Source organism: Janthinobacterium sp. TB1-E2 (genome assembly GCF_036885605.1).
Lineage (GTDB): Bacteria > Pseudomonadota > Gammaproteobacteria > Burkholderiales > Burkholderiaceae_D > Janthinobacterium > Janthinobacterium aestuarii.
In genome coordinates this window covers 1,963,985-1,977,651 of sequence record NZ_CP142523.1, presented here as the reverse complement: position 1 = coordinate 1,977,651, position 13,667 = coordinate 1,963,985, and the positions used below count along the sequence as shown (strand labels likewise).

Below are 13,667 nucleotides of genomic sequence, written 5' to 3'. Positions count from 1 at the left end.
AAATGGCGCAGCCTGCGAAGACTGCGCCATTTTTTTATACGGGTAGCATGTGCCGCACTGCCCGTGCGATCGCGTCGAACTTGGGCCGCTGCAATACCTCGTCCTGCAGGCAAGCATCCATCATGGCCTGCAGGGCGGGCAAGGGCGTCGCACAGTGCGCGGTCAACTCGCCCAGCAGCACGCCAAAGGCGCGCGCCTCTATGCCCTGCAGCACCTCCCCTTGCGGCGAGCCGGGCGCAAACATGGACGCCGCACCAAAATCGCCCAGCAAGCAGGCGCCGGCGTCCGCATGCAGGATATTGTGCGCATACAGGTCGCCATGCACAATGCCGTGCGCATGCAACTGCCACACGGCCGATGCGATACCGTGGGCAATGGCCAGCGCTTGCGGTGCCTCAAAGCATTCGCCATCGGCATACACGTCGCGCGTACACGATTCCAGGCTCGGCGGACCGGCCAGGTTGCGGTAGGCCACATCGATGAGCGGCATGACAAGCCCCAGCGCGCCATGCGGATGCGCATCGAGCGTCCCGAGGATGGGAATCAGGCCCGGATGCGCACCGGCGCCGACGCAGGCGGCCATCTCGCTGCGCGGCAAGCCGTCGCTGGTCATCGCTCCCTTGAATACTTTGACGGCCACGTCATTGACGCCATCGAGACGGGCACGGTAAATCACGCCCGATGCGCCCTCGCCCAGCTGCTGCGCCAGTTCCAGGCGCTGCCATGCCACGCCAGCAGCCCCCGTACCGGCCAGAGCGGCCAGCTCACGCGCTTCCGTAAAGGGATTGCCCGCATACGCGAGCCAACTCAGGCGTGGTAAAGACAGCAGGCAGTCGGGCAGCGCCGGGAAACGGTTGGCGGCAATGCGCACCAGCTCGAGCCGATGGCAAGCCGCCAGGGTAGCGGGCAAGTGGCTCAGGCAGTTCCCAGCCAGCATGAGTTTCTGCAATTGACTGCACTTGCCCAGCTCATCCGGCATGGATTCGATGGCATTGTCGGTCAGGGTCAGCCAGCGCAGCCTCGGCGGCAAGGCTGCGCCCGGTACGTGGCGTATCCGGTTCGCCTTGAAACCGATCATTTCCAGGGCTAGACATGAACCAAGCACGGCCGGCAAGGTGGTGAACAGGTTATCCGAGCAAAAAATGATGCGCAGCTTGTGCAGGCGCGGCAAATCGTCGGGCAATGTGGACAGCGCGTTGCCGGACAGGTCGAGGATTTCCAGGCTGTCGGACAAGTCGAAGATTTCGCGGGGAAATGTCGTCAAGCCGCAGGACAGTTTCAGGCGGCGCAAGCCGGCCAGTTGGCCAGCACGTAATTGTTCCAGTGTATGCACAGCAGACAAGATATCCCCTTCAAGGTAGCACGCGATCGATGCCATGCAGAAAAACCATTGGACGTAAATAACAACAACCGGGGTCGGACCCTCCATGCCGCTCACGCAAGCGTCGGCGCCAACGCGCAAGGGGATCTGACCGTAGGTCGGCTTAGCGCGCAGCGCGTAAGCCGACAAGCACCCGCGGCGCCCAACAAACCACCAGACGTAAAAAAACCCCAACCGGATCACCGGAAGGGGTTTTTCGAATAACAAGCCTGACGATAACCTACTTTCACACTGGTTGCAGCACTATCATCGGCGCAAAGTTGTTTCACGGTCCTGTTCGGGATGGGAAGGGGTGGGACCAACTTGCTATGGTCATCAGGCATAACTTGTACTGGCATTTGTCCTCGGTTGAGCGACAAAGCCTGAATCTGGAAGAAGCAAAGATTGGGGTAATGACTGGTAGTATCAACACACACGCAACGTTGTACCGTCTTATCCTCTGTACCTGCTAAGGTTATAGGGACAAGCCGTACGGGCAATTAGTACTGGTTAGCTTAATGCATTACTGCACTTCCACACCCAGCCTATCAACGTCCTGGTCTCGAACGACCCTTCAAAGAGCTCAAGGCTCTGGGAAATCTCATCTCAAGGCAAGTTTCCCGCTTAGATGCTTTCAGCGGTTATCTCTTCCGAACTTAGCTACCCGGCAATGCCACTGGCGTGACAACCGGTACACCAGAGGTTCGTCCACTCCGGTCCTCTCGTACTAGGAGCAGCCCCCTTCAAATTTCCAACGCCCACGGCAGATAGGGACCAAACTGTCTCACGACGTTTTAAACCCAGCTCACGTACCACTTTAAATGGCGAACAGCCATACCCTTGGGACCGGCTACAGCCCCAGGATGTGATGAGCCGACATCGAGGTGCCAAACTCCCCCGTCGATATGAACTCTTGGGAGGAATCAGCCTGTTATCCCCAGAGTACCTTTTATCCGTTGAGCGATGGCCCTTCCATACAGAACCACCGGATCACTATGTCCTACTTTCGTACCTGCTCGACTTGTCAGTCTCGCAGTTAAGCACGCTTATGCCATTGCACTATCAACACGATGTCCGACCGTATCTAGCGTACCTTCGAACTCCTCCGTTACACTTTAGGAGGAGACCGCCCCAGTCAAACTGCCTACCATGCACTGTCCCCGATCCGGATAACGGACCAAGGTTAGAACCTCAAACAAACCAGGGTGGTATTTCAAGGTTGGCTCCACGAGAACTAGCGTCCCCGCTTCAAAGCCTCCCACCTATCCTACACAGATTGGTTCAAAGTCCAATGCAAAGCTACAGTAAAGGTTCATGGGGTCTTTCCGTCTAGCCGCGGGTAGATTGCATCATCACAAACATTTCAACTTCGCTGAGTCTCGGGAGGAGACAGTGTGGCCATCGTTACGCCATTCGTGCAGGTCGGAACTTACCCGACAAGGAATTTCGCTACCTTAGGACCGTTATAGTTACGGCCGCCGTTTACTGGGACTTCAATCAAGAGCTTGCACCCCATCATTTAATCTTCCAGCACCGGGCAGGCGTCACACCCTATACGTCCACTTTCGTGTTTGCAGAGTGCTGTGTTTTTATTAAACAGTCGCAGCCACCAGTTTATTGCAACCCTTTCACCCTCATGGAGTAAACCAATCAAGCTACCGGGGCGTACCTTTTCCCGAAGTTACGGTACCAATTTGCCGAGTTCCTTCTCCCGAGTTCTCTCAAGCGCCTTAGAATACTCATCTCGCCCACCTGTGTCGGTTTGCGGTACGGTCTCGTATGACTGAAGCTTAGAGGCTTTTCTTGGAACCACTTCCGATTGCTTCGTGAGCAAGCTCACTCGTCCCATCCCCTTGAATCCTGCGCCCGGATTTGCCTAAGCGCCTTCTATGAGACAGAAACTGACTATTCCAACAGTCAGACAACCTTCCGCGATCCGTCCCCCCATCGCATCATACGACGGTGCAGGAATATTAACCTGCTTCCCATCAGCTACGCATCTCTGCCTCGCCTTAGGGGCCGACTCACCCTGCTCCGATGAACGTTGAACAGGAAACCTTGGGCTTACGGCGTGGAGGCTTTTCACCCCCATTATCGCTACTCATGTCAGCATTCGCACTTCTGATACCTCCAGCATCCTTTACAAGACACCTTCGCAGGCTTACAGAACGCTCTCCTACCATATATCCTAAGATATATCCGCAGCTTCGGTGACTGGCTTAGCCCCGTTACATCTTCCGCGCAGGACGACTCGATCAGTGAGCTATTACGCTTTCTTTAAATGATGGCTGCTTCTAAGCCAACATCCTGACTGTTTTAGCCTTCCCACTTCGTTTTCCACTTAGCCAATCTTTGGGACCTTAGCTGGCGGTCTGGGTTGTTTCCCTCTTGACGCCGGACGTTAGCACCCGACGTCTGTCTCCCAAGCTCGCACTCATCGGTATTCGGAGTTTGCAATGGTTTGGTAAGTCGCAATGACCCCCTAGCCATAACAGTGCTCTACCCCCGATGGTGATACTTGAGGCACTACCTAAATAGTTTTCGGAGAGAACCAGCTATTTCCAAGTTTGTTTAGCCTTTCACCCCTACCCACAGCTCATCCCCTAATTTTTCAACATTAGTGGGTTCGGACCTCCAGGGCGTGTTACCGCACCTTCATCCTGGCCATGAGTAGATCACTTGGTTTCGGGTCTACACCCAGCGACTGATCGCCCTATTCGGACTCGATTTCTCTACGGCTTCCCTATTCGGTTAACCTTGCCACTGAATGTAAGTCGCTGACCCATTATACAAAAGGTACGCAGTCACGGAACAAGTCCGCTCCTACTGTTTGTATGCACACGGTTTCAGGATCTATTTCACTCCCCTTCCGGGGTTCTTTTCGCCTTTCCCTCACGGTACTGGTTCACTATCGGTCGATTACGAGTATTTAGCCTTGGAGGATGGTCCCCCCATATTCAGACAGGATGTCACGTGTCCCGCCCTACTTGTCGTACGCTTAGTACCACCGGTCCGATTTCACATACGGGGCTATCACCCACTATGGCTCCTATTTCCAGAGGATTCTGTTATCGGTCCGACTATCACGTACAGGCTCTTCCCATTTCGCTCGCCGCTACTTTGGGAATCTCGGTTGATTTCTTTTCCTGCAGCTACTTAGATGTTTCAGTTCGCCGCGTTCGCCTTGCATACCTATGTATTCAGTATGCAATACCCTAAAAGGGTGGGTTGCCCCATTCGGAAATCTGCGGATCAAAGTGTGTTTGCTCACTCCCCGCAGCTTATCGCAAGCTACTACGTCCTTCATCGCCTGTAATCGCCAAGGCATCCACCATGTGCACTTATTCGCTTGTCCCTATAACGTTAGCCTCTGAAAACCGAAGTCATCAAAGAGCGCTACAGGGATAAGAAAGTACAACGTTGTTGCTTGTTTGTTGATACATACAATCATTACCCATCGATTCGCTTTTTACGGCAAACCGATCAATAAATAATCTTTACTTCTTCCAGATTGTTAAAGAACATACAGCACTTGGTCTCGAAAAGACCAAACCTAAATTCAATCACCGATGTGATTAACTTACGTTTGAACTTTTGGTGGAGGATGACGGGATCGAACCGACGACCCCCTGCTTGCAAAGCAGGTGCTCTCCCAGCTGAGCTAATCCCCCTGAGATTTACTACAGAAACTGGTAGGGCTGGTTGGACTCGAACCAACGACCCCCGCGTTATCAACACGGTGCTCTAACCAGCTGAGCTACAGCCCCAAATGCTGTTCTTTATATTAACAGCCGATAAGTGTGAACATTTGATGCGTGAACCATTTACATGATTCGTGCAAACTCTAGAAAGGAGGTGATCCAGCCGCACCTTCCGATACGGCTACCTTGTTACGACTTCACCCCAGTCACGAATCCTACCGTGGTAAGCGCCCTCCTTACGGTTAAGCTACCTACTTCTGGTAAAACCCGCTCCCATGGTGTGACGGGCGGTGTGTACAAGACCCGGGAACGTATTCACCGCGACATGCTGATCCGCGATTACTAGCGATTCCAACTTCATGCAGTCGAGTTGCAGACTACAATCCGGACTACGATACACTTTCTGCGATTAGCTCCCCCTCGCGGGTTGGCGGCGCTCTGTATGTACCATTGTATGACGTGTGAAGCCCTACCCATAAGGGCCATGAGGACTTGACGTCATCCCCACCTTCCTCCGGTTTGTCACCGGCAGTCTCATTAGAGTGCCCTTTCGTAGCAACTAATGACAAGGGTTGCGCTCGTTGCGGGACTTAACCCAACATCTCACGACACGAGCTGACGACAGCCATGCAGCACCTGTGTACTGGTTCTCTTTCGAGCACTCCTCAATCTCTCGAGGATTCCAGCCATGTCAAGGGTAGGTAAGGTTTTTCGCGTTGCATCGAATTAATCCACATCATCCACCGCTTGTGCGGGTCCCCGTCAATTCCTTTGAGTTTTAATCTTGCGACCGTACTCCCCAGGCGGTCTACTTCACGCGTTAGCTGCGTTACCAAGTCAATTAAGACCCGACAACTAGTAGACATCGTTTAGGGCGTGGACTACCAGGGTATCTAATCCTGTTTGCTCCCCACGCTTTCGTGCATGAGCGTCAATCTTGACCCAGGGGGCTGCCTTCGCCATCGGTGTTCCTCCACATATCTACGCATTTCACTGCTACACGTGGAATTCTACCCCCCTCTGCCAGATTCTAGCCTTGCAGTCTCCAATGCAATTCCCAGGTTGAGCCCGGGGATTTCACATCAGACTTACAAAACCGCCTGCGCACGCTTTACGCCCAGTAATTCCGATTAACGCTTGCACCCTACGTATTACCGCGGCTGCTGGCACGTAGTTAGCCGGTGCTTATTCTTCAGGTACCGTCATTAGCAAGAGATATTAGCTCTCACCGTTTCTTCCCTGACAAAAGAGCTTTACAACCCGAAGGCCTTCTTCACTCACGCGGCATTGCTGGATCAGGCTTTCGCCCATTGTCCAAAATTCCCCACTGCTGCCTCCCGTAGGAGTCTGGACCGTGTCTCAGTTCCAGTGTGGCTGGTCGTCCTCTCAGACCAGCTACTGATCGATGCCTTGGTAGGCTTTTACCCTACCAACTAGCTAATCAGATATCGGCCGCTCCACGAGCATGAGGTCTTGCGATCCCCCACTTTCATCCTTAGATCGTATGCGGTATTAGCGTAACTTTCGCTACGTTATCCCCCACTCTAGGGTACGTTCCGATATATTACTCACCCGTTCGCCACTCGCCACCAGAGCAAGCTCCGTGCTGCCGTTCGACTTGCATGTGTAAGGCATGCCGCCAGCGTTCAATCTGAGCCAGGATCAAACTCTTCAGTTTAATCTCTGTTACTTTGCCATTTTATTGGCACCGTCTTGCGACGGGTCGCTCACTCAAAAAACTGACAGGCCACTACTTTCGTAGCGCCTATTTCATTATTTCTTGTGAACATTTGATATTTTAAGTTAGACGCCAATCCTAAGATTGACGCTGCACTGACATCAAATGCCCACACTTATCGACTGTTAATTGTTAAAGAACTGTATTCGGTACTGCTTTCGCGCTATCGACAAAGCGTTGTGTTTATCAGCTGCGAAGAAGGAAGAGTATGAAGCGTTTGCAGCATTTCGTCAACCTTCTTTTTTCTCGTCTCATTCAGCATTTGCATGCGTCGTTCAGCGAGGGGGCGAATTATAGCCCTGCCCCACATTCCCTGCAAGCGCTATTTATCGCCCCTCACCGCCCAGCAAGCCTGGCCTTCACTTCAAGCGCCTTTTTGTGCAGCCTGTCGCAATCGGCTGGCGTAGTTCGTGGTCTTTAGGCACAGTGGCAACATCAGACTCTGACGCTACGCAACAAGCGGTTAAACTTGCCCGCTGCGTCGATTAACTCTTGTATTTGAAAGTGCCCCCATGCTTCCGATTTCCAGCCTGCCCGAATTGTTGAAAACCATCCTCGCTTGGTTGCAACGGGCATTCGACGCGACGACGACCTGGGTCACCCAACTGTCCTGGTGGAAATTCTTCCTGTTCGCTGCGCTGGCCCTGATCGCCGGCTCCATTTTGCAAGATGAACTGTTTTCGTCCGGCCCGGACGAAGAAGTTGTCATCAAGTCGCATAAACGCAGCAGCAAGGGCTCGGGCGAAACCAATATCCTGATCGACGATACGGGCATCCATTTCAATCCCCGCAACAGCAAGAACCGGCGCAGCAGCGCGGCCGATGCAGCCAGCGATCCGGCCGACGCCGCCGAGGCGGACGCGCAAGCCAGTGCCGTGCCGCCGGCACCGCCTGAACCGCCGGCCGCCCCCGCCAAACCCAGCTATCCGGTGACCACCAATGCATCGGGCGAAGAAGTCCATATTGAATTGCCGCCGCAAATCGGCGAAGAGCTGTCAAATGCCATCGAAGAAGCCGTCGATGATGCAGCTGAACAAAAAGTGTCGCGCTATCACCAGCAAGCCTCGACCTGGTTCAAGAGCTTTGTCTCCTTGCTGGTGTTGGCCCTGTTCGCCATGAAAGCCCTGGTCGGCGGCAAGAAACGCGCGGAAGCGGAAACCGTCACGGCAAACGAAGCGGCCGAGCGCGAATCCATGCAGCGCCAGCTCAGCGAAGCGAAGATGCAGATGATGCAGGCGCAAGTCGAGCCGCACTTCCTGTTCAACACGCTTGCCTCCGTCGAACACCTGATCCAGGTTGATCCGCCGCGCGCGGCCAAGATGCAGCGCAGCCTGATTCAATATCTGCGCGCCGTGCTGCCGCAAATGCGCGACAACGCCCTTATTACCAACCTGGGCCGTGAAGCGGACATGGTGCAAGCGTATTTGAACCTGCTGAAAATGCGCATGGAAGAACGCCTGACCGTCGATTTCCAGATTCCCGATGGCCTGCGCAGCGCCGCCTTCCCGCCCATGATGCTGCAATCGATGGTGGAAAATGCCATCAAGCACGGCCTGGAAGTCAAACCGGAAGGCGGTACCCTGCGCATCGTGGCCGAAGTGGCGCACAGCAAGCTGCGCGTGACGGTCACCGATGACGGCCTGGGCTTTGGCGTGGTGCCCAGCGATGGCACGGGCCTCGGTTTGCCCACCATCCGCGAGCGTTTGAAACTGCTGCATGGCGACCAGGGCAGCTTGACCATTACGCCAAATCAACCGTCCGGCGTGTGCGCCGTGATCGAAGTGCCCTATCAATTGTCCAAATAAGACAGAGTAGTTGATAAAAACGCTAAATCATTGAATAATCAATCTTCGCCCGTTCACACTTGAGACTTATGCCTACCGCTATTATTGCCGACGACGAAAGACTGATGCGCGACCAGCTGCGCCTGCGCCTGGGCCAGGCCTGGCCTGAACTGGAAATCATCGGCGAAGCCAAGAATGGCGACGAAGCGATCGAACTGGTGGAGCAACTCAAGCCCGACTTTGCCTTCCTCGATATCCGCATGCCGGGCAAGACGGGCATGGAAGCGGCGCAAGTGATCGGCAGCAAGACGCATATCGTCTTCGTCACGGCCTATGACAGCCACGCCGTCGAAGCCTTCGAACGGGGCGCCGTCGATTACGTGCTCAAGCCGCCCGAGCACGAGCGCTTGCTGGTGACGGTGGAGCGCCTGAAAACGCACTTGAACAAGCCGGCCCTGGACGTCAACAGCAGCGTCACGGCCATGCTGTCGCAGCTGGCGGAAAAAATCACGGCCAAGCCCACGTATTTGCAATGGATACAGGCCAGCATCGGCCAGGACTTGCGCATGATTCCCGTGGAAGAGATCCTGTTCTTCCGTTCGGACGAGAAATACACGTGCGTGCAGACAGCCAAGTACGAGGCGCTGATCCGCAAACCCGTGCGCGACCTGGCTGAAGAGCTCGATCCTTCGCTGTTCTGGCAAATCCACCGCGCCACCCTCGTCAATGTGAATGCCATCGAAGGCGTGACGCGCGACATCCGCGGCCGCCACCTGGTCCTCATCAAAGGTAAGTCCGACAAGCTCGAAGTGAGCCGCAGCTTCCTGCACCTGTTCAAGCAAATGTAAGTCTCCGCCGCCCGGTCCAGGCCGGCGCGGCGCATGCCTCTCTTCTGCCCCCTTTCTGCGCCACATCAAACCACGCCGCGCCAGCAGGCATAGGCTATATCAAGTCCCGCCCGTCATTCCTGCACTGCCTGCCTTCGCCCACGTTCGCAAGGAGACCCCAATGCCCGACCGAGGCAGTCCCGCGCTGCTGCGCATCTTGCCGCTGGGTATGGCGGCGGCGCTTTTGCTGTGCCTGTTTCCTCCACTGAAAGCCCGCCGGCAACAGCAGGCGCGCGGCCAGGCCATCATCGACAGCGCCAGCGACGCCATCATCAGTATCGACAGCCGGCAAATCATCCTGCATGCGAACGCGGCGGCGGCCAGATTGTTCGACGACACGCCGGCCGCCATGTGCGGCATGCCCCTGGGCCACTACATCCTGCGCGACTTGCGTACCCTCGGCAGCCTGGGCACGCACGATGGCGATCCGCCGTTTGACGACATCAGCCTGGAGCTGCGCCTGACGGGCCGGCGCGCCACCGACTACACCTTGACGGGAAGGCGCAGCGATGGCGCCATGTTTCCCCTCGAAGGCTCGCTCTCGTCCATGCAGGAAGATGGCCAGAGCGTGTTTACCATCATCGTGCGCGACATCAGCGCGCGCCAGCAGATGCATGAACAGCTGGCCCGCTCCTTTTCGCAATTGCGTGAATTGTCGAGCGCGCTGCAAACCATCCGCGAAGAAGAACGCAAGCATATCGCGCGCGAACTGCATGATGACTTGGGGCAATTGCTCGCCACCTTGCGCGTCGACCTGACCCTCGTGCGCCAGCACACGGACACCACCGCCTCCCTGCAAGCGTTGCTGCACAGCATGGACGGCTTGCTGGTAACGGCCATCACCTCGCTGCGGCGCATCGCCAGCAACCTGCGTCCGCGCGCGCTCGATGAAGGGGGATTGTATTTTGCGCTACAAAAACTGCGCCACGACTTCTTGTTGCGCCGCGCCATCCATTTCGACTTGCTGGCCGACGAAGCCGACCTCGTGCTTGACGACGCGCGCAGCACGGCCATCTACCGCATCGTGCAGGAAGCGTTGACGAATATCGCGCGCCATGCCGAGGCCAGCCACATCACCATCGCCCTGCACCGCATCGATTCCTCGCTGGCGATCACCATCCAGGATGATGGCCGCGGCATTGCCGAACACGACCTGGAAAAAGCCACGGCGCTTGGCTTGCTGGGCATGCGCGAACGGGTATGGGGCTTGAATGGCAATATCCATATCGGTACCGATAGCGAACTGGGCGGCACGCGCATCGAAATCTCGCTGCCCATGCATGCCGAGGCGGCCGCCGCAGCGATGCAATAAAAAAGGCGCCCGCAGGCGCCTTTGCTTCATCACATCGAATGATGCTTAGAATTTGTGTGCCAGACCGATCTGGTACGAAGTCAGCGACTTGACGCGCTCGCGGCCAGCGTAAGCGTACACATCGGTGCGCTTCGACAGGTGGTAGTCGTAACCAACGCCGAATTCCTTGATGGTGTCCTGATCCTTGAACTTGTTGTTGCTTTGCTCTTGCTTGCCGTACGACACTTTGGCATCGCCACCGCCGACCGTGTAGTTCAGGCCGATCAGGTAGGACTTGAATTCGCCAGTCGTGGCAACCTTGGTGTCGCCTTTCGAATAGGCGGCCGTGATCTTCGCTGGGCCGAATTTATAGCCGCCACCGATGGACCACAGATCAGGCTTGGCAGCCGTTGCCGTCGCTTGCACGGCTTTTTCGTAGCCGGCGTGCAAGCTGATCGGGCCATTGTCGTAGGTTGCCAGGCCGATCACGCCTGCGTCAGCGCTGTTGACTTCGCTCAGCACGTATTGCAGGCTGCCCACGAAACCGTCAAAGCTTGGGCTGTTGTAGGTCACGGCATTGTTGACGCGCGACGTGCCGACGCCCGAACGCAGCAGGGTTTCATTGTTCTTGCCAACCACGCCGTAGGTGTTGAATGGATCGACGCGGGCGATGGTGCCGTCGACCAGATTCTTGGTGCGGCCCAGGATGGCGGTACCAAACGCGCCTTTCAAGCCCACGTAGGCTTGACGGTCGAACAACACGCCTTTTTGCGCGCCGGTGTCAGCCAGGAATTCACTTTCCAGGTTGAAAATTGCGGACAGGCCGCCACCCATATCTTCCGTACCCTTGAAACCGAGGCGCGAAGCATTGTTTTCGCGTTGTACCGTCGGCTGGCCAGTGGTCTTGGCAATACCGAGGTCAACCAGGCCGTACACGGTGACGTTCGATTGTGCTTGTGCCGTAGCTGCTGCGAAGGTGCCGATGATCAATGCTGCCAGAGTAATTTTTTTCACTTGAGATTCTCTACATTAGGTTGGACAAGAGTGGTGCTGCTTAGCTGCTGAACCGAATCATGCCCACCAAATACTTCAACAATATGACATCGACAAGATGTTGCTTTTTGGCACAACGTCATGTCAGATAAAAACAACAGACGAAAAAAAACCGCCCGGAGGCGGTTCATGCGGCAACAGCTTACTTCAGGCGGCAGCTCAGCAGCCAGTAGTATTCCAGGCGCTTCATGCGGATTTCGCGGGCCGAGTGGGCAAACTTCTTGCGCAGGTGGCTATCTGACGGGAAATTCTTCAGTACTTCATAGCGCTCGCCCGCGTCCGTCGTGCGGAACTGGTGGGTGTTGCCTTCCAGGTCGGTACGCGCGATCACGGTGCTGCTGCCATCGACATAGGAATTATCGATCAGCACCAGCAGAATGTCCTTGCCCAGCTTGCTGCGCAATTGCTTCAGGTATTTGTCCTGGTCTTCGCGCTTGACGTGCGACCACCAGAAACCGGCGAACACGGCCGTAAACTTGCCCAGCAAGTCATCGGGCAAGTTGAAGGCATCGAGCTTGGCGAAGGTGACGTTGTCGGGTAAGCCGCGCGATTGGGCCAGCGCCAGCATTTCATCGTTGATATCGGTGGCCAGCACGGAGTCGGCCGACTCGGCCACCACTTCCGTCCAGTAGCCGGTGCCGCAAGCCAGCTCCAGCACGGTGTGGCCTTCCAGCACGTCGGCGACCTTGTCGCGCAACACTTCCAGGTCTTCCTGGCGTTCGGGCTTGTCATAGACGCGCTCGTACTGCTGCGCGATGGTGGCGTAATATTTGGCAAGCTGATCGGTAATCATTGTTTCTTCTCTTCTTAAATAATCTTGGCCAGGCACCTCGCCCGGCCGGCTTCATGCATTGTTTATAGTTCGTAGTGCTCTTTATCACCGCTCATCGCCTGCTCGATGAGCTTGCGGTTCAGGGTCGGCGTCAGCAACTCGATAAAGGTATAGATATAGCTGCGCAAATACGCGCCCTGCTTGACGGCCACGCGCGACACATTCATGCCGAACAGATGGCCGACAGGGATGGCGCGCAAGCCTTTGTCGCGCTCGGCATCGAAGGCCATACCCGCTATGATACCAATCCCCATGCCCAACTCGACATAAGTCTTGATGACGTCCGCATCGATGGCTTCCAGCAAGATGTCCGGTTTCAGGCCGCGCAGCACGAAAGCGTGGTCGATCTTGTTGCGTCCGGCGAACGCGCTGTCATAGGTAATCAGGGGGAAAGCGGCGATTTCTTCCAGGGTCACGGACTTCGATTTGAGCAGCGGATGATCGACGGGCACCACCACCACGTGCTCCCATTGATAGCATGGCAAGGTAATCAAGCCATCGATGGCGGCGATCGATTCGGTGGCGATGGCCAGGTCCGCCTGGTCTCGCTGCACCATCTCGGCGATCTGGCGAGGATTGCCTTGCAGCAAAGACAATCTGACCTTTGGGAACTTCAGCATGAAGGCTTGCACGACCTTGGGCAAGGTGTAGCGCGCCTGCGTGTGCGTAGTTGCAATCGTAAAGCTGCCGCTGTCCTGCGCCGCGAATTCCTTGCCGATGCGCTTCATGCTGTCGATTTCCTGCATGATCAGCTCAACCGACTCCAGCACTAGGCGGCCCGGCTCCGTCAAGCCGCGGATACGCTTGCCATGGCGCGTAAAAATATCCACGCCCAGCTCTTCCTCCAGCTCGATGATGGCTTTCGATACGCCAGGTTGCGACGTGAATAGGGCCTTGGCGGCGTCCGTCAGGTTGTAATTCTGCCGGACCGCTTCGCGCACGAAGCGCAGTTGATGGAGATTCATTGCTGGTTTGCCCTAGATTGCCGTGATTTGCCGAGTTTCCGCCCCACCCATGATTT

7 protein-coding genes, 2 tRNA genes and 3 rRNA genes are annotated in these 13,667 nt (G+C 55.9%); 3 read left to right on the top strand and 9 right to left on the bottom strand.

Annotated features, from left to right (window positions below; all coding sequences use genetic code 11):
- Positions 1-34 precede the first annotated feature (34 nt).
- From OPV09_RS08880 to OPV09_RS08855, 6 genes are all read right to left on the bottom strand, one after another.
- Positions 35-1,333, bottom strand: a complete 1,299-nt coding sequence (locus OPV09_RS08880) for a leucine-rich repeat-containing protein kinase family protein (RefSeq protein WP_338682245.1) — start codon at positions 1,331-1,333, stop codon at positions 35-37.
- 255 nt (positions 1,334-1,588) lie between these two features.
- A 5S ribosomal RNA gene (rrf, locus tag OPV09_RS08875) occupies positions 1,589-1,701 on the bottom strand.
- 138 nt (positions 1,702-1,839) lie between these two features.
- Positions 1,840-4,715: ribosomal RNA gene (locus OPV09_RS08870) — 23S ribosomal RNA — on the bottom strand.
- A 240-nt stretch (positions 4,716-4,955) separates the two neighbouring features.
- A tRNA-Ala gene (locus OPV09_RS08865) sits at positions 4,956-5,031 on the bottom strand.
- Positions 5,032-5,050: 19 nt separating this feature from the next.
- Positions 5,051-5,127, bottom strand: a tRNA-Ile gene (locus OPV09_RS08860).
- 81 nt (positions 5,128-5,208) lie between these two features.
- Positions 5,209-6,739 (bottom strand): 16S ribosomal RNA (locus OPV09_RS08855).
- The 16S, 23S and 5S rRNA genes sit together here with 2 tRNA genes alongside, the layout of an rRNA operon.
- Before the next feature lie 572 nt (positions 6,740-7,311).
- On the opposite strand from OPV09_RS08855, the gene OPV09_RS08850 reads away from it, so the two are divergent.
- The 3 genes from OPV09_RS08850 (at position 7,312) to OPV09_RS08840 (ending at position 10,782) form a co-directional block, all read left to right on the top strand.
- Positions 7,312-8,604 (top strand): sensor histidine kinase, encoded by a 1,293-nt coding sequence (locus tag OPV09_RS08850; protein WP_072454519.1) that lies wholly within the window; start codon positions 7,312-7,314, stop codon positions 8,602-8,604.
- Between the two features lie 68 nt (positions 8,605-8,672).
- Positions 8,673-9,431, top strand: coding sequence for a LytR/AlgR family response regulator transcription factor (locus OPV09_RS08845; RefSeq protein ID WP_034751497.1), 759 nt, complete (start codon positions 8,673-8,675; stop codon positions 9,429-9,431).
- Positions 9,432-9,591: 160 nt separating this feature from the next.
- Positions 9,592-10,782 carry a PAS domain-containing sensor histidine kinase gene (locus OPV09_RS08840; RefSeq protein WP_070303810.1) on the top strand — a complete coding sequence of 397 codons (1,191 nt, stop codon included), beginning with the start codon at positions 9,592-9,594 and terminating at the stop codon, positions 10,780-10,782.
- Positions 10,783-10,827: 45 nt separating this feature from the next.
- Here OPV09_RS08840 and OPV09_RS08835 read toward each other — a convergent pair whose 3' ends face one another.
- The 3 genes from OPV09_RS08835 to OPV09_RS08825 form a co-directional block, all read right to left on the bottom strand.
- Positions 10,828-11,775, bottom strand: coding sequence for a porin (locus OPV09_RS08835; protein ID WP_338681294.1), 948 nt, complete (start codon positions 11,773-11,775; stop codon positions 10,828-10,830).
- A gap of 181 nt (positions 11,776-11,956) precedes the next feature.
- Complete coding sequence (locus tag OPV09_RS08830) at positions 11,957-12,607, bottom strand: class I SAM-dependent methyltransferase (protein ID WP_338681292.1); 651 nt, start codon at positions 12,605-12,607, stop codon at positions 11,957-11,959.
- A gap of 62 nt (positions 12,608-12,669) precedes the next feature.
- Complete coding sequence (locus OPV09_RS08825) at positions 12,670-13,611, bottom strand: CysB family HTH-type transcriptional regulator (RefSeq protein ID WP_034751505.1); 942 nt, start codon at positions 13,609-13,611, stop codon at positions 12,670-12,672.
- Positions 13,612-13,667 lie beyond the last annotated feature (56 nt).

Coding starts and splice junctions, on each gene's coding strand:
- OPV09_RS08850 (WP_072454519.1), top strand. CDS start 7,312: ATGCTTCCGATTTCCAGCCTGCCCGAATTGTTGAAAACCATCCTCGCT.
- OPV09_RS08845 (WP_034751497.1), top strand. CDS start 8,673: ATGCCTACCGCTATTATTGCCGACGACGAAAGACTGATGCGCGACCAG.
- OPV09_RS08840 (WP_070303810.1), top strand. CDS start 9,592: ATGCCCGACCGAGGCAGTCCCGCGCTGCTGCGCATCTTGCCGCTGGGT.
- OPV09_RS08830 (WP_338681292.1), bottom strand. CDS start 12,607: ATGATTACCGATCAGCTTGCCAAATATTACGCCACCATCGCGCAGCAG.
- OPV09_RS08825 (WP_034751505.1), bottom strand. CDS start 13,611: ATGAATCTCCATCAACTGCGCTTCGTGCGCGAAGCGGTCCGGCAGAAT.